The following is a 24,101-nucleotide window of genomic DNA, read 5'->3' on the forward strand; positions in this document are numbered from 1 at the left end:
AGCAATGAAACAATTCAAACCGGGCATTCTTATCGCCCTCATCGCAATATTGGGAGTTATCCTTACAAGCTGCAAGAATGAAATAGACCTCGATCGAAAATATCTGAAACGAACCCTTGCCTTGAACGGCTATATCAACGTAGACAGTGCTGAAAACGTGCTCTCTGTCTCATGGACTGACGAGCTTCAACCCATTCTCATCACGGATGCAACGATGAAGATAACCGTTAACGGTCAGCTTCGTCAAACCCTCACCGGGAGTAACGACATCTCAAAAGTCTATCGCATAAATACCCCGTTTGCACCCGGCGATCGCGTGCGAATAGATGTTGCGACGGCTGACGGTTCGGGCCACGCCTATGTCGAAGAAACCGTTCCGCTACCTATTGAGAAAATCGACGAACTCAAAGTCGAGGAAGTGAAGCAGGTGAGCTACTACGACAACAGGGGCGAGAAGGCAAAGAGCGACATGTACAAAATTTCGGTACGATTCCGCGATAATCCCCAAACCGACTTCTATAGGCTCACAACAACCATCTTCCAAACCAGAAGAAATTTTTCTCTAAATACTTTGGAGTATTTCAAACCCATATCTTTCCAAGGTTTCATAGCAACCGGCGACCCTGTTATGATGGAAGGTAAGCCAATCACTCAAAGCTCCGACGAAGCCATGAATGCAGCTAATGGTGGCAGCGTAGTTAACCGCTATGCCGTATTCAACGACCTCATGATGGGTGGGCGCGATTGCAACATCAGTTTCTACATTTCGCCCAATGAGTTCATACCCGAATTCCGTATTGACTTATATAATTTATCGGCCGACCTCCGCGTAACCGTGTGCTCATTCAGCGAAGCAGCCTATTATTATCTGAAGAGTCTCAACCTTCGCGAGTCGGAATACTACGACGATTACAAAGATCTCACCGGCCCAATCAAACTGCCCTCCAACGTTAGAGGCGGTACTGGTATCGTTGGCTTCTACACCTCCCGCAGTTTACCGGTGAAGGTGTTCGGTTCCGACCGCTATCCCGGTCTCTACAACTAGGATGATATATAATTTTCAAAACAGCTTATGAAGATAGACCATATCGCAATGTATGTATGCGACCTTGAAGGCGCAAGAGATTTCTTTGTGCAATACTTCGGGGCAAGGTCCAATACCGGTTACCACAACGTCCGGACAGGATTTCGCTCTTTCTTTTTGTCTTTCGATGACAAGACACGATTGGAGTTGATGAGCAAGCCGCAAATGACAGACAGTGAGAAACAAAGGAACAGAACAGGGTTTATTCATCTTTCATTCAGCATTGGAAGTAAAGAGCAAGTAGATGAGCTGACAGCCCAATTAAAAGCAGATGGCTTTGAAGTTATAGATGGGCCTCGAACCACAGGCGACGGCTATTATGAGAGTTGCATAGTCGGTTTTGAGGGCAACTTGATAGAAATTACCGTCTAATAATCGCCCTTTTTCATTACCATAGATTCCATGATAACCTGTGGTAATGCTCTCTCCTAAATCGTAGGAATAGTACCGACAAATGAATCGACTGTAAATAATTGTCTATGGGCTATTTTGACAGGTATACGACTTGTGCACGACAAGTCGTATACCTGTGCCTCACAAGTCGTATACTTGTAGACTAGACTTGTCATATCATATCAAGCTTATGTTATGATGGGAGTTAATTTAGTTCTGTCGCCAGAAGGCGGGGGTAAAGAGCACCAGTACGGTGAATAGCTCCAAACGACCCACAAGCATAAGGAATGAACATATCCATTTAGCAAAGACGGGGAGTTGGGCCCACGACATGGTTGGGCCAATTTCTAAACCGAGCGTTGGGCCAACGTTGCCAAGACTACTTAGTGTTATGGTTATGGCGTTTGTATTGTCAATTCCGGCTGCAATCATGGCGAATGCGCTCAAGAGGGTGAGGATGAGGTAGAGGCCGAGGAAAGCCATGAGGGTTACTCGCTTTGATTGGGGAACGTTCATACCGTCTATCTTCATTGGCAAAACAGCGTTAGGGTGCAGAATCTGTCGGAATTCGTTCCGAACAACCTTTATTATCATTATCCCGCGGATACTTTTTATTCCGCCGCTCGTTGAACCGGAGCAACCGCCGAAGAACATGCAGGCGGCCAGAACAACCCATGTAACGTGGGGCCATTTGGCAGCATCGTCGCTAAAAAGACCGGTGGTGGTTATGAATGATACGACCTGAAAAACGGAGCTACGGAATGCGTGTTCAACCTCATAGCTACGGTTGAATATCAGCTCCAACATGATGAAGAGCGTAAAGCAGACAACCATTGCTGAATAGAATCGAAATTCGCTGTTACGGAATAGTTGACCAATCTTCAGGCCGGAAACCGACGTGTAAAGCAACGTGAAGTTTATTCCAGATAGGAAGCAGAATATTGTGCAGACATATTCTTCGGCGGGAGAGTGGAAAGTCATTATAGAGCCGCTTTCGGTTGCGAATCCACCTGTGGCCGTACTTGTCATGGAGTAGTTGAAAGAGTCGAACCATCCCATTCCGCAGAGTTTATAGCTTAGTATGCAGGCGACTGTGAGCAGTAGATAGACCATCCAAATCCACTTTGCGCCGGTGCTTAGTCGCGGGTGAAGTTTACTTTTTATAGGGCCTGTAGCTTCAGCGGCGAATATCTTCACAGAGCCGCCGACCATCGAGGGGAGTATGGCTATGGTGAAGAACACAATACCCAATCCGCCGATCCATTGTGTGAGCGAGCGCCAGAAAAGTAGTCCTTTGGGTAGTTGTTCGGGGAAGTCGATTATAGTTGCGCCCGTAGTTGTGAAGCCTGACATGGTTTCAAAATATGCGTCGGTGAAGCTGGTGAGTTCACCACTTAATAGGAAAGGCTGCGTACCAAAAAGCGAGAAGATTATCCAAGCTACCGACACAACAAAGTAAGCCTCGCGGCGGCGCAGAAGATTGTCGGCATGCCGGCCGTAAAGTTTGAGCATCGCTCCCACGGATAAGGTGATGGCAATGCTGAAGATAAAGGCCAGCAGGTCGCCCGACTTACAATAAGCCGAGACAATTAGGCATAGGCCCATCAAAGCTGCTTCAAGGCAGAGTAGGGAGCCGATAATTTTCGATATGATTTTCAGGTTCAGCATGGTTTAGTTGAATAGTTTTTCCACCTTCTTCTTATCAACGTCATAACAGAAGACAACTACTATGTCGCCAGCCTCGATTTGCGTGTTTCCCGATACGAGCATTCCTTCTTCGCCACGCACAAGGCCGCCGATTGTCATTCCCTTGGGGATATTTATGTCTTTGATTGGCTTACGGGTAATTTTTGAGCCCTGTACGGGAATAAATTCGGCCACGTCGGCATTTACAGTCATTAGGAATTTCACGTTGTCGACATTGGCGTCGAGTAGCATCTGGTAGATATGTCCGGCAGCTATGGCTTTTTTGTTGACGATGGTTCCGATGTCCAGGCTCACAGCCATGTCTACATAGTCGAAGTTCTCCACAGCCGCAACCGTTTTGCGTACTCCCATCTGTTTAGCGGTTAGACAGGCCAGAATGTTGGTTTCGGCGTTCGACGTCAGGGCTACAAAAGCCTGAGTGTTATGTATTCCTTCCTCGACCAGAAGTGCAGTGTCGCGCCCGTCGCCGTTGATTACTAGTTTATCTTCGTCGAACAACTCGTTAAGCACTTCGCATCGTGCGGGGTCTTTCTCAATTACCTTGACGTCCATATATTCGGGCATGGTTTTCACGGCTCTCACGGCTGTCCTGCCTCCGCCCATAATCATTACGTTCTTTACGTCGACATACTGCTCCTTACCTACAATCTTGCGGATGTAGGGAATATAATCCTTAGTCGTCATGAAATATGCCAGGTCATAGAGTTTCAGCGTGTCATTACCACCGGGTATTATCGTTTCGAAATGTCGTCTGATGGCCACGACATGATAGGGGTCATCCGGGCCACTGATTTCGCGTAAGGGTTTGTCCAGAATCTTGCAGTTCTCGCGCAGCTTAATGCCAAGCATGACTAGCGCTCCGTCGTGAACATCCCAGCGTTGTCTTACCCATGACATTTTCAATCCGTTGATGATGTCCTTTGCAGCTAGCATCTCGGGGTATATTATGCTGTTGACGCCAACTTCATGGAAAAGGTCTTGGCTTTGCGGAGCAATGTATTCCGGGTTATCTACTTTCGAAACGGTCTTCTTAGCCCCGAGTTTATGGGCCATTGCACACGCCGTGAGATTAGCCGTCTCGCTGGGTGTTACGGCTATGAACAGGTCGGTATCTTTCACTCCGGCTTCTTTCAAAGCCTTTATACTGGTTGGAGAGGCTTCTATAGTCATCAGGTCGTAGTCGCGACCAACTCTTTCAAGGTTTTCGGCGTTGTCGTCGATAAGAATAATGTCTTGTTTGTTGCGCGAAAGCAGTTTTGCAAGATATGTTCCGATGGCATAAGCGCCAGCAATAATGATTTTCATAATTCGATGTGAGTTTTTATCGGTTTCCTTGGGTTAGAGTTAGATACTCGAGGAGGCGATGGTTTTAAGTAGATTTTTTATGCTTTCACGGTCTATTCCGCACAGGGCGCGCAGTTCGTTTACCGTTCCCTGGTCAATAAATCTGTCGGGTAATCCCATGCGCGTTATATTTGAGTGGAATCTGTTGTCAGCCATCCATTCTGTCACGGCTGTGCCAAGTCCGCCGTTTCGTACACCATCTTCAATTGTTATGATGTCGGTACATTCGTTAGCCACTTCGCGTAGTAACTCTTCGTCTATCGGTTTCAGAAATCGCATGTCGTAGTGTATGATTCTTAAAGAATTTTCGATTTGCAATTCGCGCAGTGCAGCCGATGCCTCATTGCCTATCGGTCCGATGGTGAGCACGCCTATAGTGTGGCGAGGATTATTACCCAAGGTTATGTCAGCGAGCTTCCTACCTTTCCCCACCGTGATTTCTTCCAACGGACAACGCCAATCGGTTAGCAATCCGTTTCCGCGCGGATAGCGAATTACGAACAGTCCGTTATTGGGCAGTTGAGCCGTGTACATCATCCGACGCAGTTCGTGCTCGTCGAGCGGTGATGCTATGGTTGTGTTCGGTATCGGACGGAGATATGCCAAGTCGAATGCTCCGTGATGTGTAGCTCCATCTTCACCCACCAGTCCGGCTCTGTCGAGGCAGAGCACTACGGGCAGGTTCAGTATGGCAGCATCGTGGATGATGTTGTCGTAGGCACGCTGTGCAAATGAGCTGTAGATGCTGCAAAAAGGTTGTAAACCGTCCTTTGCCATACCAGCCGAGAAAGTCATTGCATGACCTTCGGCTATCCCGACGTCGAAAGTTCTGTCGGGCATCTTTTCCATCATTATATTCAGTGAACTGCCTGTTGGCATAGCCGGTGTGACACCCACAATGCGCGGATTCCGTTCGGCCAGCTCTAGAAGTGTTTCGCCGAACACATCCTGAAATCGGGGCGACTTGTTTTCAGTGTCTTGAACTATTCGCTGTCCTGTTTGCGGGTTAAATTTCCCTGGCGCATGCCATATCGTTGCGCTTTGCTCTGCAGGTATGAATCCTTTGCCTTTAACGGTATGAAGATGGAGTAGCTTTGGACCTTTCATGTTTTTCAGTTGCTTGAGAAGTCGAACCACTTCCATCACATCGTTACCGTCAAAAGGTCCGAAATAGCGTATGTTCATTCCTTCGAACAGATTCTGCTGACGGGCAAGAGCCGACTTCAGCGCATTAGTGAGGCGGATTATTCCTTTCCGCCGCTCGTCGTTGAGCATACCTTTTCCTCGGAGCCATTGTGCGGCACGGAACCGCAGACGATTGTATGTTTCGTTCGTATCGAGAGTTAGCAGATATTTCTCCATCCCTCCCACGGCACGGTCTATCGACATATCGTTGTCGTTCAAAATTATGAGCAGGTCGTTAGGCTTCGACGAAACATTGTTTAATCCCTCGAAGGCCAAGCCGCCACTCATCGCTCCGTCGCCAATCACTGCAACTACATGACGTTCGGAATGCTTAGTTAGCTGCGATGCAACGGTCATGCCGAGCGCAGCCGAGATAGAGTTTGACGCATGGCCGCAAACAAAAGTATCATACTCGCTTTCCAGTGGCGACGGAAAAGGTTTGATACCGTTCAGCTGCCGATTAGTGTAGAATTTATCTCGTCGCCCGGTTATGATTTTGTGTGCGTAGGCCTGATGCCCTACATCCCACACGAGCCTGTCTTCGGGGGTATCGAAAACATAGTGGCAACCCACGGTTATTTCAATTGCACCCAAACTTGATGCGAGGTGGCCGGGGTTGACGGCCACCTCTTCTATGATTTTCTCTCGCAACTCGTTACATAGCTCGGGTAGTTGTTCAATATTGAGTCGGCGCAGGTCGTCGGGAGATTGTATGTTATTGAGGAGTTTGATTTTTTTCTCGTTCGCCATGAGGATGGATTGATAATCGCGAATGTTTTGCTAGTTGGCTAGTAAGGCATATGGTATATATATAAAATGTGGAGATGTTACGCGATAGGTGGATATTTTCTGAACCAACCGTCCATCCGGAGTTTTATTACGCCGAAGAATGCTTCGGAGAAGATTCCGCCACTCATTTTGCTAGTTCCTTCGCGACGGTTTACGAACACAACTGGCACTTCTTTGATTTTAAAGCCGATTTTGTGGGCGGTGTATTTCATTTCGATTTGGAATGCGTAGCCTTTGAAGCGCACTTCGTCTAGTGGAATTGTTTCGAGCACTCGACGGCGGTAGCAAACGAATCCGGCTGTGGTATCGTGTACGTGGAAGCGAGTGATGAAGCGAACATATTTGCTTGCGAAGTAGCTCATCAGTACTCGTCCCATTGGCCAGTTTACTACGTTTACTCCGCTTACGTAGCGTGAGCCAATGGCAACATCGTTTTTTTCGTTGTGTACGGCGGCATAGAGTCGGGGTAGGTCGTTGGGGTCGTGACTGAAGTCGGCGTCCATTTCGAACACATATTCGTAGCCTTTTTCTAGGGCCCATTTGAATCCGGTTATATAGGCTGTGCCGAGGCCTAGCTTTCCTTTTCGTTCGATGATGAAGAGTTGGTTGGCGAATTCGTTTTCCATCAGGCTGTGCACTATTTGGGCTGTTCCGTCGGGGCTTCCGTCGTCGATTACTAGGATGTGAAAAAACTTATCCAGGCTAAAGACGGCCCGGATTATTTTTTCGATGTTTTCTTTTTCATTGTAAGTTGGGATGATTATGATGCTGTCGCTTTCCATGTGCTTGTGTTTTGTTTCGTGCAAATGTATAGATTTCTTTCAAGATAAAATTAACCGGTGCGGGCTTGGCTTGGGAGCTTTGCTCGCATCGGATATTTATGAAAGAAAAGCTTTGATTCTTCTATATGATGAAGATAAGCCTATAAAATCAATTACATCTTTGACAAGCTCTATAACCTTGTCCTTTGGCATTACGCAAGTATATTGCAGAATAGTTACCACGCCAAAGAGTAGGACAAGAGGGAGTTGAATGATAACATTCGCCTGTTGGCGTAATATACACCTTGTAGCCTTTCTGAGCTGACCTATGATTGTTTGTGTGCCTACGCGAACCCTTTATAAATGTATGTTTCTTGTTTTTTACAGTTCTGCGTCTATGTCTTTCTCTACTTGCTTGATGAGAATATTCAGCAGTATTGAACATTTTGTCATAATGTTTGGATCTTATAAGAGAAACATTTGTAAGCTGGTCGTTTAACTCATAAGCTCCAATCTGAAAACTGATAAAAAGGGATAAAAACAGTAATAACTTCTTCATCATCTAATTTTATTAAGAGTAATTAATGTATGCTGTTATGAATTATAAATAACAAATAATAATATTGAACTATGATTGCATGTCATAGACTACTTGCATGAGCTTTTTACCAAGGGCGTCGGCGTCGTCGGCTGTGGAGGCTTCGCTGTAGATGCGGATTATTGGTTCGGTGTTCGATTTTCGAAGATGAACCCATGAGTTGGCGAAATCAAGCTTCACGCCGTCGATATCGGTTACGGTAACATTGGGTGTGCTGCTGTAGAGTTCTTTGATTTTTGCGAGAATGGCGTCGACATTGGTTTCGGGAGTGAGGTTGATGCGGTTTTTTGCTATGAAGTATTCGGGGAGGGTGCGGCGTAGCTGGCTGGCAGTGATACCTTTCTGGGCGAGTGAGCTTAGGAAGAGGGCTATGCCTGTGAGGGCGTCGCGGCCGTAGTGGCTTTCGGGGTAGATTATGCCGCCGTTGCCTTCGCCGCCGATTATGGCGCCGACTTGTTTCATTTTTGTGGTGACGTTGACTTCGCCTACTGCTGCGGCGTGATATTGGTTACCGTGACGGAGGGTTATGTCGCGCAGGGCGCGGGTGGAGGAGAGGTTGCTTACGGTGTTGCCTGGTGTGTGCTGTAGTACATAGTCGGCCACAGAAACGAGTGTGTATTCTTCGCCGAACATTTTCCCGTCTTCTTGGATGAATGCGAGGCGGTCAACATCGGGGTCGACTACGATTCCGAGGTCGTAGTTGCCAGTGCTGATTTCGTTCATTATTCCGGAGAGGTTTTTTTCTATTGGTTCGGGGTCATGTGCGAAATTGCCGTCGGCCTGACCGTTGAGGAGTTTATATTCTACGCCGAGGCGGTCGAGAAGTTGGGGGAGAATTATGGCGCCTACTGAGTTTATGGCGTCGACAACGACTCTGAATCGGCGGTTGCGAATGGCTTCTGTATCGACTAGTTTGAGGGCTAGCACGGAGTCGATGTGTCGGGTGCCCGATGTGGTGTCGGTGGTGTAGGTGCCGAGGTTGTCAATGTCGGCATAGGTGAATGCTTCGCGCTGGGCTAGACTCAGTATTTGATTGCCGTCGTTGGCTGTTAGAAATTCGCCGTTTTCGTTGAGTAGTTTCAGGGCGTTCCAGTTACGTGGGTTGTGTGATGCTGTTATGATTATTCCGCCTTGGGCTTGGGTTGCGGTTACGGCTAGTTCGGTTGTTGGGGTGCTTGCTAGGCCTATATCGAGCACGTTGGCGCCTATCCCGATTAGGGTTCCGCAAATGGTTTGCCGGACCATCTGTCCGGAGATTCGGGCGTCGCGGCCGACAACGATTTTTAGCTTCTTGTCGGGGTGACGGTTTGCGATGAAGGTGGCGTAGGCGGAGGTGAATTTAACGATGTCGAGCGGGTTGAGGGTGTCGCCTGTTGGCCCACCGATTGTTCCTCGTATGCCGGAGATTGATTTTATGAGTGTCATTGTTTTTATGCCTTTCTTTTATAGTCCACGTTGATATGTAATGTCGTAGTAGCAGGGGTATGTGTTCCGGCTGGCTGATGCTTGTCCTTGTGCGGAGGGAACAATTATACGGACGTGTGCAAGGGAGTCAGATTCGGTTTTTTGGCGGCCGATGTTCACGTAGGGTAGGGGGACGAGCCATCCGGCGGGTACGGCTGTTGTTTTGTATCTGCGAACCATCATGCTTGAGTTGCGGTAGAAGGATGCGGTGAACGAGCCGCTTGTGTTTGCTACAATCATCTTGTCGACGATTCCACTTGTGTAGACCGAGTTGTTTGTGAGTTGGATAGTGTCGCTTAAAAGATTGCGTTCGGTGAAGCGGCAGAGAACGGTTGTTATTTCGCCTTTTTTGATTTTTGTACCGCATCCTTTGTTCATTATCTGCAAGTAGACTCCGGTGTTGGTGAAGTAGACGAATTGGTTCTTGGTTATGTCGGTTGTGGAATCTTGGGATGCAAATTGTTCTTCTGAAATTACATTGATGCCGTGTTTTGCGATGAAGGAGTTTATTGCTACTCCTTCGCGTTTGAGTTTGTCGGCATAGGTTTCGTTGTCGCTACATGAGTCTAGCCCTATTATTGCGATGAGCAGGGTGAGGAGAATTGTTGTCTTTTTCATTATCATTCTATATGTGATGTTTGTTGGTTTGCAAAATTAAGAAAATTTATGAAGTTACTGGGTATTAGTTGGGTTCTGTGAGTCTTGCCACGCGTATTCCGGGGTTCGATGGGTGCGCGTGCAGGTAGTCTTGGAGTGTTTCGCGTGGTTCGAGCACTTGTCGTCCGTTACGCCTAAGGCTCGAGGCGTTGAGAAGGTGTAGTCCGTCGGCGTGCCACACGGCCAGTCCAAGATGGGTTGTATCGAGGTTGGGTTTGGTGGTGACAATGGCTATGATGTCGCCGTTGTGAATTGTAGAGCGTAGCAGTGGGGTGTCACTCAGTTCGTCGGTGGGGATATATCGTTCGCGCAGCCCGGCCGATGCGTTTTCGAGTTGTCGGATAGCCCGGATTCTTTCTGGTTGGCCTTTGAGCATTGCGTAGAGCTGTGAATTTTGGCTCATGTAGTTTATTTTGATTGTTTGTACGGCTGTGAATGGCGGGTTGGGAGATTCGATTTGAGCGACGAGACCCATTTGTCGGTTGTCGTCGAGCCACCATTGATAGTAGTGTAGTCGGTTGATGTAGGATATTCTTCCTTGCCTATAGCGTAGACGTCGGAGTGTGGTAAGATAGTCCTGGAAAGTGTATTGGTGGAGCATAACGCATCGGGCGAGTGCGAGAACTGTTTCGAGATAGGTTGTGCAGTCCATTCCGCGCAGGTTGACGACTAGCTTCTCGTCTTTATTCTTTTCGAGAGTGTTGGCAACGTAGGGTGTTCCGATGAATTTCCTAGCGATAGCTAGTATTATTTCTTGCTGATTGAGTTTGCGTCGTCTGGATTTCATTTCTTTAAGTATGGCGGTGGCGAGCAGGCTATCAGTGGGTAGATAAACGGCCGGTTGTTTGAGAGTTTCGCTTGTTTTTGCTGATTTATTGGCTTGTTTTATCACCCGTTTGGTTGTAGTTCGTGCTGTGCATGCTAGGAGAATTGCCGCGAGGTATGCGGCTACGATTAGTTTACGAGTCATTTTTTCGTTTGTTTTGGTTTCCTTTTCGGATGAAATTTATGCCTACGTATACATTGATGCTTCCAAAGAAGTTGTTGGTCGAGAATTGTTTGCGCCTGTAGTTGTAGGCGTGCAAGATTGTGCTTGCGCCGGCATACCATCTGGTGTTGTTCCAAACGATTCCGAATCGTCCGATTCCGTCGAGGCTTAAGTTGCTTAGAGTGAATTCGCGGAGGGATAATCGCCGGTGTTCTATGTCGCCAGTTGTTTCTTTATAGGACAGCCCCAACGACAGCGACCCGGCAAGAAGCCAGTTATGAGCTAACACCCAGTTGTAGGCATAGCCTGCGCTAAGGGAAATGTCGGTATATCTTACGATTGTAGACCTCAGTGTGGTGTCGAGACGTGTTACTTCCTGCGGCAATTGTAGATGTCGGTCAATGAGTCGTCCCATTTCCACCCAATTCATTGATAGTTTGTGACGTGTATAGCCTACACCGAGCAACATACTTCCAGCCGACCGCCGCTGAACGGTACTTTGACTGAAAGCTGCGGGATAGGAGAACTTTCGATGGTTGATTATGTAATAAAGGTTGAAACCTTTGATACTCGAGCTTAATCCGCTGAAATCGGCACCTCGAAGAGGCTGCGTGTCTACATCTTCGCCGAGGTATATGTTTCGAATCTTATAGTCGTTACCTGTTTTCCGGAAGTATATGTCGAGTCCCATGACCGAACTGTAGAAGCTTAAGTTATATTCCTTTCTCCGGCGGGAGTCGCTCTTAAGGCTCAGGTGTCGAATATCTAGCGTGTAGCCCAGGACAGCCCATCGCCACCCAAAATAGGGACCAACTTTCACTGCCGTTTCGGGGGCGAAGGTTATGCTTTGTTGCTGCGAGTTACTGAGTCTGTAGACCTCATAGGTATTCGTGTTTTGCATCATGAACGTTAAATTGTAGTGCTGTGGTTCGATGTAACTTGAATCGATTTCAAAGAAAGAGTGTCTTTTGTGTTTCATTTCGCTCGTCATTATTTCGGAGCGCATCCATTTGATGGAGTCGACACGCGGTTGTCCCTGTGTTTTGCAAACAAACACAATTAACAATATGCAGAGTGAAACTATTCTTTCCAATGTTATATCTTACCAAGAATTCTATCCATGACCCAGTTTGTGGGCGTGGCGCTTATGCTGGTTGACTCGCAGACGCCTCGTCCTAGCAGGTCGGCAACAACCGAACTGATGATGGGTAGTTGAACGTAGGGCGGATTGGGCACCTCGATACTCTCCATGCCAGAGCTTGTGTAAAGCTGAATCGGATTATAGTTATAAACTGAAAAAGTCAGTCTGCCTTTCGATCCGAATATCTCTATTTTATCATCTCGCGCGCTTTCGTGTGCTGCAAAGCACCATGCTCCACTTCCGGTGAGCCCACTTTCGAACATAAACACGGCGTTTACTGTGTCTTCAACATCGTATAATCCTGCCCGGTTAGCTTTATACCCCTGTGCTTTGACGATGATTCCGAAGAAATCCTGCAAAAGGTCGAGCTGATGTGGGGCTAAATCATAGAAATATCCTCCGCCAGATATTTGCGATTGCAGTCTCCAAGGCAATTGTACAGTTTGTTTATAGTCGAGATCGCGGGGTGGAACAGCGAATCTCACCTGTACCGTGAGTACTCGGCCTATAGTGTTGTTCTGTATCAATTCTTTCACCCGATTAAAGTAGGGTAAATATCGTCTATAGTAGGCCACGAAGCAGGGTACGCCGGTTTGTTCAGACACGCGATTTATACGTACACAATCTTCGTAGGATGCTGCGAGCGGTTTCTCGATATAGCAAGGTTTACCAGTTCTCAAGGCCATAATGGCAAAGGTGGCGTGGACAGCGGGTGGCGTGGCAATGTATATGGCATTCACATTTGGGTCGTCGATGAGTGCTTGCGCATCGTCATACCATCGGGCAATTCCGTGTCTTTCTGCATACGACCTTGCCTTACCTCTGTTTCTACTGAATACAGCTTCGACGTGCGAATCTTGTAGCTCGTTGAAAGCAGGCCCCGACTTCTTCTCGGTAACTTCTCCGCATCCGATGAATCCCCATCTAACCTTTTGCATATTAATTCCTTTTTGATGCGCAAATATACGAACTTTTGACATGCTATCTTCTGGCATAGACTCTGTCGGAGTCATCCTACATCAGGAGAGATTATCGAAAAATTATAGGGATAAATATTCATAAAACTTGGATATCCACTACCTTTGCTACGAGCAAATTGCACTGAAAAACAATGCATACTTGCTTTATATAAACAATTTCAAAATCATTCAGAATACGATGAAACAAATAATTCCAGTTATAGGTATGGCATGTGCAGGATGTGCGATCAATATAGAGCGTAAATTAAATTCTCTCGAAGGCGTGACTTCCGTTTCGGTTTCTTTGCCGAGTAGAACGGTACTAGTCGATTTCGACTCGGAAAGAATTTCACTCGTCGACATGAAGCGTGAGATAAACAATATCGGTTATGATTTGATAGTCGAACGAAATGAATCGATTCAGGAGATCGAGAAACAAGAATATACTTCACTCAAACGTAAAACTATTCTTGCATGGCTCACATCTGCGTTGTTGATGGTGATAACAATGGGATGGATTAGTATTGGTCCGGTAAATAGTACAAATCAGATTTCGATTCTCATTGCGGCTGTTACGATGATTTATTGCGGTGGTCGGTTCTATGTCGGAGCATATAAACAGTTATGCAATCGAACGGCAAATATGGATACATTAGTTGCACTCTCAACCGGGATAGCCTTTCTTTTCAGTGTTTTCAACACATTCTTAGGTAACACGATTTGGACACCACGTGGAATCGAATGGCATACATATTTTGATACTGTCGTAATGATTATAGCATTCGTACTCACTGGCAGGATAATCGAAGAGAAGGCACGTGACCGTATGGCGTCATCCATACGACAACTTATGCAACTGGCTCCAAAAACAGCTCATGTAATAAATGGTGAAACAATTGTCGAAGTACCTATCGCTGCTGTCAAAGTAGGTGACTTACTCGAAGTAAGACCTGGCGAAAAAGTACCAGCAGACGGTGAAGTCATCTCGGCCGAAAGCTTTATGACAGCCGATGCTGCCTATGTGGACGAAAGTATGATAACCGGAGAACCAACTCCTGTTGAAAAGAAAGCTAATTCACAAGTTCTTGCCGGGACAATCCCCAGTCAAGGAACGTTCAGAATGCGTGCTATCAAAATTGATCAAGATACCGCCTTGGCCTCAATAGTACGGATGGTTCAACAGGCACAATCATCCAAGGCCCCAGTCCAGCGGATTGTAGACAAGGCTGCACTCGTGTTCGTTCCTACCGTTGCCGTAATTGCCTTGATAACATTCCTTGTATGGTGGTTAATTGGTGGCACATCTAGTTTGCCACAGGCTATTGTCTCGGCCGTTGCAGTTCTAGTGATAGCTTGTCCATGTGCCATGGGATTAGCTACTCCTACAGCACTAATGGTCGGAATCGGAAAGGCTGCCCAGAAACAAATTCTCATAAAAGATGCCGCCGCTCTCGAGAGATTGCACAAAATAAATGTCCTTGTAACCGATAAAACTGGAACGCTCACCATTCCGAATCAAAATATTGACTTCACTAAGGTGCAAAATATACCGCTTGATGAGCGTGAACAGCTTAAACCCAGTGCCCGAGAAGCAATGAATAAACTTCGCAGTCAGGGGATAGATGTCTATATGATGAGTGGTGATAATGAAGAATCTGCCCGATATTGGGCCTCGAAAACAGGAATAAAACATTATTATAGTAAGGTTCTTGCGCAAGACAAGGAGGATATGGTTCGGCAGTTGCAGTCGGAAGGCAAGATTGTGGCCATGATGGGTGATGGTATCAACGACACGCAGGCGCTCGCTCTTGCCGACGTAAGCATAGCTATGGGTAAAGGAACCGATGTTGCGCTAGATGTTGCAGGGATTACGTTGATGGGCGATAATCTGCAAACTCTTCCCGAAGCCGTCAAACTGAGCCGTCTCACGGTTAGAATGATTTGGCAGAATCTTTTCTGGGCCTTTATCTATAATCTTATTTGTATTCCTCTGGCCGCAGGGGTCCTGAAGATTTTCGATATTCATTGGCAAATCACTCCATCGGTTGCCAGTGCCCTGATGGCTTTTTCGAGTGTTAGCGTTGTTCTGAACAGTCTCCGTCTCCGCTATTTGTAAGACATAAAATAAGTTTATTTTTAATAGCTGATTATTTCCAGTTGACGAGATATGTTCACCAATATGAAAATGCGAGAATACGATCTTTGGATAATATTCTCGCATTTAAATTTATGAGTAATCGAATGATTTATCCGAGATACTTCATCAGTAGTCTTGCATTACCGCTTTCGCGGATTTTCTCGATTGCTTTTTCACGAATCTGGCGAACTCGTTCTCTTGTAAGCGCCATTTCTGTACCTATTTCTTCAAGACCTTTCTCCTGGCAACCTATTCCGAAGCATTCTACAACAATCCGACGTTCGCGTTCTTTGAGGGTATTTTTAAGAACAGCTTTCAGATCGTCCGACATCGATTCAAAGTCAACTCCGCGGTCAGTTCGCGAATCATCACCCGAAGAAAGCATGTCGCTCATCGAGTTATCGTCGTCGTCGCTGAAAGGAGCATCTATACTCATGTGGTGATTGTCAGCATTTTGGCTTTGGCGTATGCGCGATTCTTCTATACCGGTTAATTCTGATATTTCGTGTATTGATGGACGACGATTATGTTTCTGAACGAATTCGTTTATTACCTGATTGATTTTCGAGATTGCCCCAACCTGATTCAATGGCAGTCGAACAATTCGGCTTTGCTCGGCAATGGCTTGGAGGATGCTCTGACGAATCCACCAAACTGCATATGAGATGAATTTGAATCCTCGTGTTTCGTCGAATTTTTCGGCAGCTTTTACGAGACCGATATTCCCTTCATCGATTAGGTCGGTGAGCGATAATCCCTGATGCTGATATTGCTTGGCAACTGAAACCACAAAGCGTAAGTTGGCTTTGATTAGTTTCTCTTTTGCACGCTCGCCTTTCGGTCCACCTTTATGGATTTCCTGTGCAAGTTCAATCTCTTCATCAACAGTAATCATTGGCTCACGACCAATCTCTACGAGATATTTGTCCAACGCTTCACTTGAACGGTTTGTGATACTTTTTGAAATCTTAAGTTGTCTCATGAATTATGATTTCCCTTCTACGAAATAAATGAAAATAGTTCCTTCCGTTATCCTTGTCTTTTCGATTCACGGCGTGCAAAGATAACAATAAAAAACAATAATCCAAACGGGCTGCTAGGCCCGTTCGGATATGTTTTGGTTTCTTTGGGATAAAGGTTAAGAGGAGCCTTATTTCCAGCTTTGTTTGATGAGTTTCGTGTTAGATTTTATAGTCATGTCAGTACCCATCATTTGTAGTCTGGCGTCGTATACTTCATCGTTGAGCCAGCTTGATTTTAGGAAGTGATAGGTATCTGTGTCTTTGAAGTCGACATTGGCCATTCCGGCTGCTTTGATTTGCGACCAGTTGTTTTCGAATTGTGAAACGACGTCGTCACCCATTCCTGTTTTTTTGATATTGTTGATAATCATTTGTTTCACCTCTTTTTCGTTCATGTTGCTTTTGCTTTTGCTGACGATAGCAGTTGTTCCAAGCGCGGATGAAACGTCATAGGTTGTGATGACTTTGATTCCTTGCATGAGTTCCTGATTTTCGGTGTCGCCAGTTTTGAGCTTTTTGCCATATAAACTGAGAAAGCTGTTTTCGGTTATGCTTTTGATTATGTTCTGTTCTTCCAGCTGATTGCTCACGGCCATTATCATTTTTTCTTTCGGAAGGTTTTGGCTTATCTCGGGTGTGGCTTTATAAAGCGAATCTATTTGCTTGAGGGCAGCTTGACTTGCTTTACCAACAACTTCTTCGATGTTGATTATATTCTGAATTTTTCCATCTGCATCGGTTTGAAATAGGACAGGAACGTTGTGTAGATAATAGGTCAGACCGTCGGAGAATTGAGATAAGATGTTATTATTTCCTTCGGTTTTCAGGTTGATTATGGTTCGTTCGAGCTCATAACCGTTAGCATTGGCTTCTTTCGCGACATAGCAGATGTTCATGGTTTGTTTTGCCTGGAACGAGCCACCCATAGAGGATACACTGAAGTCGATGATTTTTTCATATACGGCTGTGTCACCTTTTTGAAACGATGCTTTAATTAGCGTTTGTGCGCTCAAAGTCACTGTCGATAGGAACAGCGAGAGCAAAAGAATTGTTTTTTTTATTTTCATATTGATTTTTGTTTAATAAGCTCGTGCTAGGAGAACCCGTTGTTTTGACGGCTTTCCGCTTACCATATCGATACCTTCGGTTTGTTCGAACATGAACGGAACGCAGCGTATGGTTGCTTGGGTTTCTTCTTTGATTTTCTCTTCTGTTTCGGGGGTTCCATCCCAATGACAAAGGAAGAACCCTCCGTCTTTTATGCGGGTTTTGAATTCTTCGTAGTCGTCGCATTCGTAGATACGGGCGTCACGGAATTTTTTGGCTTTTTGGTAAATGTTTTCCTGGACGTTGACGAGTAAATCTTTCACACGTTGAACGATTCCGTCGAAGCTCAAGTTTTCTTTTTCGAGAGTGTCACGTCGCATAATTTCGATTGTATTATTCTCGAGGTCGCGTCCTCCCATGGCCAATCTCACTGGTACACCTTTGAGTTCGTAGTCAGAGAATTTGAATCCTGGTCGTTTATTATCTGCATCGTCGAATTTCACGGTTATTCCAGCTTCGCGTAGTTCATTGATAACCGGTTTGAGTTTTTGGGAAATCTCGTACAACTGTTCGTCGCCTTTGAAGATTGGGATGACGACTACCTGAATTGGGGCTATTTTGGGTGGTAAAACAAGTCCGTTGTCATCTGAATGTGTCATTATGAGTGCACCGATTAGTCGTGTGCTGAGGCCCCAGGATGTTGCCCAAACATATTCGGGTTTATTGTCTTTGTTAAGGAAGGTCACGTCGAATGATTTGGCAAAATTTTGTCCCAGGAAGTGCGATGTTCCGCTTTGCAGAGCTTTCCCGTCTTGCATCATTGCTTCTATGGTATATGTGTCCAGTGCGCCGGCGAATCTTTCATGCTCGCTTTTCACACCCTGTACAACTGGAATAGCCAGCCATTTCTCGGCAAATTCAACATATACGTCGAGCATTTTGCGGGCTTCTTCTTCGGCTTCTTCGCGGGTGGCGTGAGCAGTGTGACCTTCTTGCCAAAGAAATTCCGCCGTACGAAGAAACGGTCGTGTGCGCATTTCCCATCGCATCACGTTACACCATTGGTTGCACATCAATGGAAGGTCGCGCCAGGAGTGGATCCAGTTACGATAGGTGTTCCAAATGATGGTTTCGCTTGTTGGACGAATAATAAGTTCTTCTTCCAGCTTGGCGGTTGGGTCTATTTCTACCGAGTTGCCGCCTTCCGAGGCTTTAAGTCGATAGTGGGTCACCACGGCACATTCTTTGGCAAATCCTTTTACATGTTCGGCCTCGCGAGAGAGAAAGTTCTTTGGAATAAGTAGCGGAAAATAAGCGTTCTGTGCGCCGGTTGCTTTAAACATTTTGTCGAGTTGCGCCTGAATATTCTCCCAGATGGCATAGCCGTAGGGTTTGATAACCATACATCCTCTCACGGCCGACTGTTCGGCCAAATTAGCTTTCACCACAAGGTCGTTATACCATTGCGAATAGTTATCGCTCCTTTTGGTGAGCTCTTTCAGTTCTTTTGCCATATAATAAAATGTGTGTTGTTTCTTTTTAAGTGAGTATTACGGGCTGGTATAATTATATTTCAGTCGCAGCACTCATTAAAACCCAGTGGCAAAATTACTAAAATTCCTCAAATCCATCAATTAGTTGTCATCTTCGCGTCTAGGTAGGTGTACGATATCTATACTATCTCAGGGTGTTCCAGCATGGAGAGCAATGTTTTCTAGCACGTAGAACATTGTTTTGCCCCTAGAATACGATATTCCAGACATCGGGAATACTTCAGACCGGATTGAGCTGAAAAAGCCTCCTAACTTTTCATTTTACAATTAGGAGCTAGGAGGCTGAGGGGGATGATGGGAGAATTTATCTAGAGTATTTCTTGATGAGTTTTTCGTAGTCAGGATAGCCACGGAGAGCTTTCAGCCAGGGATGATTGCGAATGTATGGGAAACTACTGTAACCCTTTTCGATTCCCAGTTCGAGGTGGCGAACAGCCATGGGCTTGTCGCCCAGGAGTGCGTAGAGGCAAGCCACCTCGATGTGAGCGCCTTTGTTTTCAGATATTTCAAGATAGGATTTTGCTGTTTGTTTCGCGGTGGCGTCAATGCCGAGGAAGTGCTGTGAAATGAATGTTGGATAGGCGGGATAGGGCACGCTGTCTTGCTCAATGGCGTTTCGGAAATCACCTTGAGCTTCTAGTTTCTTTCCTAGTTGGTTGAGTAGCCATCCGCGCCAAACATAGGCAAGTTCGGTACCTCCTGATGCTGTTTCGAGGGCTTCGTTAAGATCGGCCAGCGCTTCTTTTTGTTTGCCGGCGAATATGTAGGCTTGTGCTCTGAAGAATCGGGCGTTTGCATTGTTTTTTATTTCCTGGATGCTTTGCGTGTAGTATTTTATTGCTTCGGTATAGTTTCCTTGGTCGAAGTTTATTTGTCCCAGGAATGTTATGCACGATGCTATATTGTCGTTTGTTTCGCTGGAATCGCGTGCAAGTTCTATGGCTTGTGTGGCCCATTTCTTGGCCGGCGCATAATTGTTTTCGGCAAAGTATTGTCGGGCCAGCTCGGTTGCTATATCGGCTGTTTGTTTGATTTCGTAGGCTTTTTGGAAATATTGCCTTGCCTGTTCGTATTGTTCTTTGTTGTTGTGGATGTCGCCCAGGGTGAGCAGCCATATTGTTTCTTTGGGTTCGGCTTGGCTTAGGGTTGAAATCTTGTTTATTACGCGGCTCTGTATTTCGGTGCTGTCGGCCAGCGATAGAATCATTTGTTTAATCCTGTTGCTCTCGGTCTCTTTGAGCAGTTGTGTTAGGTCGTCGAGTGCGGGTTCTAGTTCTTTTTTACCGAGATAGGCGAGGGCTCTTCCGAACTTCGATGCGGTGTGCGAGTTGTCGGTCGCGAGCGCTTTATTGAACCATTTCAGACTTTCGTCTACATTGTCTTCGTCGAGATATTGTACTCCTATTTCGCTCATTGCATCTACATTGTCGCGGTCGATGGAGAGGATTTTCTTGTAGTCGGCAATCGCCTTTTCGTTGTCATTGTTATTGCTATAGAATTCGCCTCTTAGCTTGAGCATGTCGATACTCTTGGGAAGCTGCTTCACTCCTTGGTTGAGGGTTTTGAGCTGTAGTTCAGTGAAGCCCATTGCCTGGAGATATTCGGCTTTGGCCTTGTAGCATGCTACTAGCATGTTTTCGTTTGTCTTCGGAGCAAATTTTATTGCATTGTCGATTGCGAATAGCGCACTGTCGGCATTGTTGAGCATTCCGTAGGCGCCCGACATCAGCATCCATGCTTTGCTATTCTTAGGATTGTTTGCGAGGTCCTTGTAAAGATATGCAATGGCGGCTTGGGTGTCCTTGTTTTGCAGCGACTGAAGTGCCTGCTTGTAGTTGTAGGTTTCCTGCTGGGCGCGGGTGATAGAGGGAAATACTGACAGAAGGGCGATGATGAGGGCGATGAATTGGATTTTTTTTCTATTCATTTTCTATATTTTGTTTTTGAAAGTTAGTTATGGTTTTTTCCGCTTGGGAGATGGAATTGGTAGCTCTTGTCGAACACTTCGCGCACTTTGTTTATTTCGAGGAAGGTTGTACCTCCACCTTCGCCGAACGAGCCTGAGAGATAGGCAATCTTGTCATTTTCGCCGATGTGTCCTTTCTGCCGAAGCATGCGCAAGGCGGCTGTGAACATGTGTTGGTTCGACACGTGTTGTTGCTGATAGATGGGAATGATGCCATAGCTGAGGTTTAGCCAGCGTTGCAATTTTTCGGCATAGCAGATAGCTAGAACGGGATGCGGACCGCGGAATGCGGCGAGGTTGCGAGCTGTTTGTCCGGTTGCACTGTCGGTTATTATTCCTTTGACTCCCAGATATTCGGTTGCTTCGATTGCGCTCTTGGCAAGAAATTCTCGTTGATTTCGGGTGGCGGTCATTGGTATGTTGATGAATCCTTCGTGGTGAGAATCGTGTTCTGCTCGTTCGGCAATGCGTGCCATTGTTTGCACAGCTTCGAGGGGATATTTTCCGTTGGCTGTTTCGCCGCTTAGCATTAGGGCGTCGGTATGACTGTAGATAGCGTTGGCAATGTCGGCCACTTCAGCACGTGTTGGGCGAGGGTTGTTAATCATTGTGTGCAGCATTTGTGTTGCAACAATGACAGGCTTTTTCTTTGCGATGCATTTTTTGATTATTCTCCGCTGTATACCTGGAATGCGTTCAATGGGTACTTCTATGCCTAGGTCGCCGCGAGCTATCATGATACCATAAGAAGCATCGATGATTTCGTCAATGTTATCGATGCCTTCCTGGTTTTCGATTTTTGAGATGATTTTGATGTCGGAGTTGTGAGCGTCGAGAATCTTTTGTACTTCTTTTACATCGGCTGCCGAGCGTACGAATGAGTGGGCAATGAAGTCAATGTCTTCTTCGATGGCTAGGAGAATATTGCTCTTGTCTTTCTTGGTGAGAGCTGGTAGATCGATGTGTTCGCCAGGTACATTGACGCTTTTATGGGCGCCGAGTATTCCGTCGTTGAGCACTTGGGCTGTGAGCATCGGTCCTTCGATATCTAAGATTTTCATAGCGAGAGTACCGTCGTCGAAAAGGATTTCGTCACCGGGCTTGAGGTCGTGTGCAATATCTGTATAGGAAAGGTTTATAACGTCGTGTGTCGTTTCGATGTCGGGACGTCCGAAGAGTTTTATCACATCGCCTGTTTTATAGTTTATGGGTTCTTTTACTCCGGTTGTTCTCACTTCAGGACCTTTGGTGTCAATTAATAGGGCGATGTGTGGCGACACGCTGCGAGTGTTACGAATGATTTGGCGAATACCTTCCTGACTAGCATGCGCAGTATTCATTCTAACCACGTTCATGCCGGCAAAGAAAAGTTTGCGTAGAAAATCGACCTCACAATGGCGGTCACTGATTGAGCATACAATTTTTGTTTGTTTCATGCTTTTGAGAATTTAATTAGTTTGACATTGCCGAGAAAACTATATATAGCCCTGACAGCACAATTGCAAATAGTGCTGCCAGGGCTAGGAAAACAACTGTTACTTTTCGGCCGAAGTGCCAGTCAATCTTGCTTCGTGATATTTTCTTCGGCGCCGATACTGGTTGCGTTGTCATAGTCGGCTGGGGATTTGTTCCGGGTGTGGCAACGATGGCCGGACTGCCACAATATGGACAGTTGCATCGTATGGTTTGTCCGGGAATGGCGTCTATGCCGAAGTTTTGTTTACAACTCTTGCAAGAAATCTGGAACTGCATGCTTCCTTTATTTTATATCGTCGATGAGTGTATGTCCGTCTTCGATTTTCACTTTGATTTTTCGGAATTTGGTTTGTCCGTTCTGTGAAAGTCTTACGTTGTACCAGTCGCCCTGGTCGTGTGTAACTCGCAGGTTGTTGAGCAATCTTTTAAGGTTGGGTTCATCAGTTCCATTTCCGAATGCATCCCACCATCCTTCCCATCCTTCGTTTGTTCCGGGACCAAACACCATCTTGGCGCAATAGTCGGTGAGATAGCGCTGATAGAATTCATATCCGTCGGTGTTTCCCGATAGCACAGCTTTACGATAGAACGATTCAATAAAGGTGCAGATGGCGCGCTGGCGTTGCTGGGTTTGGGCGTCGACTACGGCTTTATTTTCGAGTTCTTTTCTAACTCGCATAATAGAGTCGTTGTGGACCTGTTGTCTGATGAGTTCTTCTTGTACATTTTGTTCTTTTTGTCGATTGCATTGAATGAATGCGAACGCGCCGATACCGGCTACAAGAAGAACAATAAGAACAATGAGAAGTACCTTGGTCCAATTTGTGGAAGTGGGTTGCTGTGGTGTTGGCGATGATGTTGGCTGTTGCGAAGTGATGGGCTGTTGTGGATTTATGGGTTGCTGAATCGGTGGAACGGCCGTACCTTGAATCATGGCTCGGGGAATGACAACCGAGAGAGCATGACTACAATAGGGACAGGTGCAGTTGATTGTGCTGTCGCTGTCGGCCGTTATTTGAAACTTCTTTCCGCATTCATTGCAAGTTACTTGATATTCCATACTGCTTAAATATTTATGTGAAAAAATAAACTACTAGTATCTGAATAATGCAAAGTTAGTGCTTTATCGTCTGAGACAGAAAAATCCACCGCAAGATGGGGTAAGAACTTGCGGTGGATTATGTTTTTTGAAAGTGAGTATCATCAGGTAATGATAAGTCTTTCGGGAGATGTGATGGGGTTATTTCAAATTGTTTTTTATCATTTCGATGAAATAGGCGTGTATTGATGCGTCGTTGTTCAGCTCGGGATGAAAGGCTGTTACCAGTTGGTTATCTTGACGTGCTGCAACGATGTGCCCGCCAATTTCGGCTAGTATTTCAACTTGTTCACTCGCTTGTTCTATGTAGGGGGCGCGGATGAAAGTCATCGGTACGTCGTGATCTATTCCTTTGAAAGGCGCTTTGGCGAAGAAGCTACCCAGTTGCCTTCCGTAGGCGTTTCGACAGGTTGTGATGTTCATTGTTGCGAAACGTGTGTAAGGCGAACGGGCGTTTTCGAGTTGTTGCGACAGTAGGATAAGTCCGGCGCAGGTTCCGAAAACGGGTAATCCTTCGACGATGGCTTGGCGAATTGGTTGAAAGAGGCCCAGTTCGTGGAGCAGTTTGAGCATTACGGTGCTTTCGCCGCCTGGAATGATGAGTGCATCTTTGGGTTTATTCCAATCATCGGGTTGTCTGATTTCAAATGTTTCGGCGCCCAGTCCGCGAAGCATTTGTCTATGTTCGACAAATGCTCCTTGGAGGGCTAGTACAGCTATGTTCATCGTGG

At 46.1% G+C, this 24,101-nt stretch carries 20 protein-coding genes; 3 read left to right on the forward strand and 17 right to left on the reverse strand.

Annotation, left to right across the window (positions count from 1 at the left end):
* Positions 1–4: 4 nt before the first annotated feature.
* Entirely contained in the window at positions 5–1,045 is a 1,041-nt protein-coding gene (locus HMPREF9140_RS02470) for a DUF4249 domain-containing protein (RefSeq protein ID WP_006951530.1), read from the forward strand.
* A 27-nt stretch (positions 1,046–1,072) separates the two neighbouring features.
* Positions 1,073–1,456 carry a VOC family protein gene (locus HMPREF9140_RS02475; RefSeq protein ID WP_006951531.1) on the forward strand — a complete coding sequence of 128 codons (384 nt, stop codon included), beginning with the start codon at positions 1,073–1,075 and terminating at the stop codon, positions 1,454–1,456.
* Positions 1,457–1,687: 231 nt separating this feature from the next.
* Here the strand turns inward: HMPREF9140_RS02475 and HMPREF9140_RS02480 are convergent, their stop codons facing one another.
* The 9 genes from HMPREF9140_RS02480 to HMPREF9140_RS02520 form a co-directional block, all read right to left on the reverse strand.
* On the reverse strand, positions 1,688–3,145 hold the full coding sequence (locus HMPREF9140_RS02480) for a TrkH family potassium uptake protein (protein WP_006951532.1): 1,458 nt from the start codon (positions 3,143–3,145) through the stop codon (positions 1,688–1,690).
* 3 nt (positions 3,146–3,148) lie between these two features.
* Positions 3,149–4,489 (reverse strand): Trk system potassium transporter TrkA, encoded by a 1,341-nt coding sequence (gene trkA / locus HMPREF9140_RS02485; RefSeq protein WP_006951533.1) that lies wholly within the window; start codon positions 4,487–4,489, stop codon positions 3,149–3,151.
* A 39-nt stretch (positions 4,490–4,528) separates the two neighbouring features.
* Positions 4,529–6,463 (reverse strand): 1-deoxy-D-xylulose-5-phosphate synthase, encoded by a 1,935-nt coding sequence (dxs, locus tag HMPREF9140_RS02490; RefSeq protein ID WP_006951534.1) that lies wholly within the window; start codon positions 6,461–6,463, stop codon positions 4,529–4,531.
* Positions 6,464–6,540: 77 nt separating this feature from the next.
* On the reverse strand, positions 6,541–7,284 hold the full coding sequence (locus HMPREF9140_RS02495; protein ID WP_006951535.1) for a polyprenol monophosphomannose synthase: 744 nt from the start codon (positions 7,282–7,284) through the stop codon (positions 6,541–6,543).
* A 607-nt stretch (positions 7,285–7,891) separates the two neighbouring features.
* Positions 7,892–9,286: a phosphoglucosamine mutase gene (glmM, locus tag HMPREF9140_RS02500; RefSeq protein ID WP_006951539.1), complete on the reverse strand. Its 1,395-nt coding sequence runs from the start codon at positions 9,284–9,286 to the stop codon at positions 7,892–7,894.
* A gap of 18 nt (positions 9,287–9,304) precedes the next feature.
* Positions 9,305–9,943, reverse strand: coding sequence for a DUF4827 domain-containing protein (locus HMPREF9140_RS02505; RefSeq protein WP_025073366.1), 639 nt, complete (start codon positions 9,941–9,943; stop codon positions 9,305–9,307).
* Between the two features lie 64 nt (positions 9,944–10,007).
* On the reverse strand, positions 10,008–10,952 hold the full coding sequence (locus HMPREF9140_RS02510) for an N-acetylmuramoyl-L-alanine amidase-like domain-containing protein (RefSeq protein WP_006951544.1): 945 nt from the start codon (positions 10,950–10,952) through the stop codon (positions 10,008–10,010).
* Positions 10,942–11,976 (reverse strand): DUF4421 domain-containing protein, encoded by a 1,035-nt coding sequence (locus HMPREF9140_RS02515; RefSeq protein ID WP_154648535.1) that lies wholly within the window; start codon positions 11,974–11,976, stop codon positions 10,942–10,944. The genes HMPREF9140_RS02510 and HMPREF9140_RS02515 overlap by 11 nt, the downstream gene beginning before the upstream one ends.
* 89 nt (positions 11,977–12,065) lie before the next feature.
* Positions 12,066–13,049, reverse strand: coding sequence for a Gfo/Idh/MocA family protein (locus HMPREF9140_RS02520; RefSeq protein ID WP_006951547.1), 984 nt, complete (start codon positions 13,047–13,049; stop codon positions 12,066–12,068).
* 220 nt (positions 13,050–13,269) lie between these two features.
* Between HMPREF9140_RS02520 and HMPREF9140_RS02525 the strand changes: the two genes are divergently transcribed.
* On the forward strand, positions 13,270–15,186 hold the full coding sequence (locus tag HMPREF9140_RS02525) for a heavy metal translocating P-type ATPase (RefSeq protein WP_006951548.1): 1,917 nt from the start codon (positions 13,270–13,272) through the stop codon (positions 15,184–15,186).
* Between the two features lie 130 nt (positions 15,187–15,316).
* Here HMPREF9140_RS02525 and HMPREF9140_RS02530 read toward each other — a convergent pair whose 3' ends face one another.
* From HMPREF9140_RS02530 to pdxT, 8 genes are all read right to left on the reverse strand, one after another.
* Positions 15,317–16,189 (reverse strand): sigma-70 family RNA polymerase sigma factor, encoded by an 873-nt coding sequence (locus HMPREF9140_RS02530; RefSeq protein WP_006951550.1) that lies wholly within the window; start codon positions 16,187–16,189, stop codon positions 15,317–15,319.
* 168 nt (positions 16,190–16,357) lie between these two features.
* On the reverse strand, positions 16,358–17,296 hold the full coding sequence (locus tag HMPREF9140_RS02535; RefSeq protein ID WP_006951552.1) for a hypothetical protein: 939 nt from the start codon (positions 17,294–17,296) through the stop codon (positions 16,358–16,360).
* A 12-nt stretch (positions 17,297–17,308) separates the two neighbouring features.
* The gene (proS, locus tag HMPREF9140_RS02540; RefSeq protein WP_006951554.1) at positions 17,309–18,790 is read right to left on the reverse strand and encodes a proline--tRNA ligase; all 1,482 of its coding nucleotides are present in this window, start codon (positions 18,788–18,790) and stop codon (positions 17,309–17,311) included.
* Positions 18,791–19,133: 343 nt separating this feature from the next.
* On the reverse strand, positions 19,134–20,756 hold the full coding sequence (locus HMPREF9140_RS02545) for a tetratricopeptide repeat protein (RefSeq protein WP_006951555.1): 1,623 nt from the start codon (positions 20,754–20,756) through the stop codon (positions 19,134–19,136).
* A 23-nt stretch (positions 20,757–20,779) separates the two neighbouring features.
* Positions 20,780–22,231 (reverse strand): pyruvate kinase, encoded by a 1,452-nt coding sequence (pyk, locus tag HMPREF9140_RS02550; RefSeq protein ID WP_006951556.1) that lies wholly within the window; start codon positions 22,229–22,231, stop codon positions 20,780–20,782.
* Between the two features lie 16 nt (positions 22,232–22,247).
* Positions 22,248–22,547, reverse strand: coding sequence for a hypothetical protein (locus tag HMPREF9140_RS02555; protein WP_006951557.1), 300 nt, complete (start codon positions 22,545–22,547; stop codon positions 22,248–22,250).
* 7 nt (positions 22,548–22,554) lie between these two features.
* Positions 22,555–23,331 carry a hypothetical protein gene (locus tag HMPREF9140_RS02560; protein ID WP_006951558.1) on the reverse strand — a complete coding sequence of 259 codons (777 nt, stop codon included), beginning with the start codon at positions 23,329–23,331 and terminating at the stop codon, positions 22,555–22,557.
* 180 nt (positions 23,332–23,511) lie between these two features.
* Positions 23,512–24,096 (reverse strand): pyridoxal 5'-phosphate synthase glutaminase subunit PdxT, encoded by a 585-nt coding sequence (gene pdxT, locus HMPREF9140_RS02565; RefSeq protein ID WP_006951559.1) that lies wholly within the window; start codon positions 24,094–24,096, stop codon positions 23,512–23,514.
* Positions 24,097–24,101: the final 5 nt, after the last annotated feature.

Origin of the sequence: Prevotella micans F0438, assembly GCF_000243035.1 — a bacterium.
Taxonomy (GTDB): domain Bacteria; phylum Bacteroidota; class Bacteroidia; order Bacteroidales; family Bacteroidaceae; genus Prevotella; species Prevotella micans.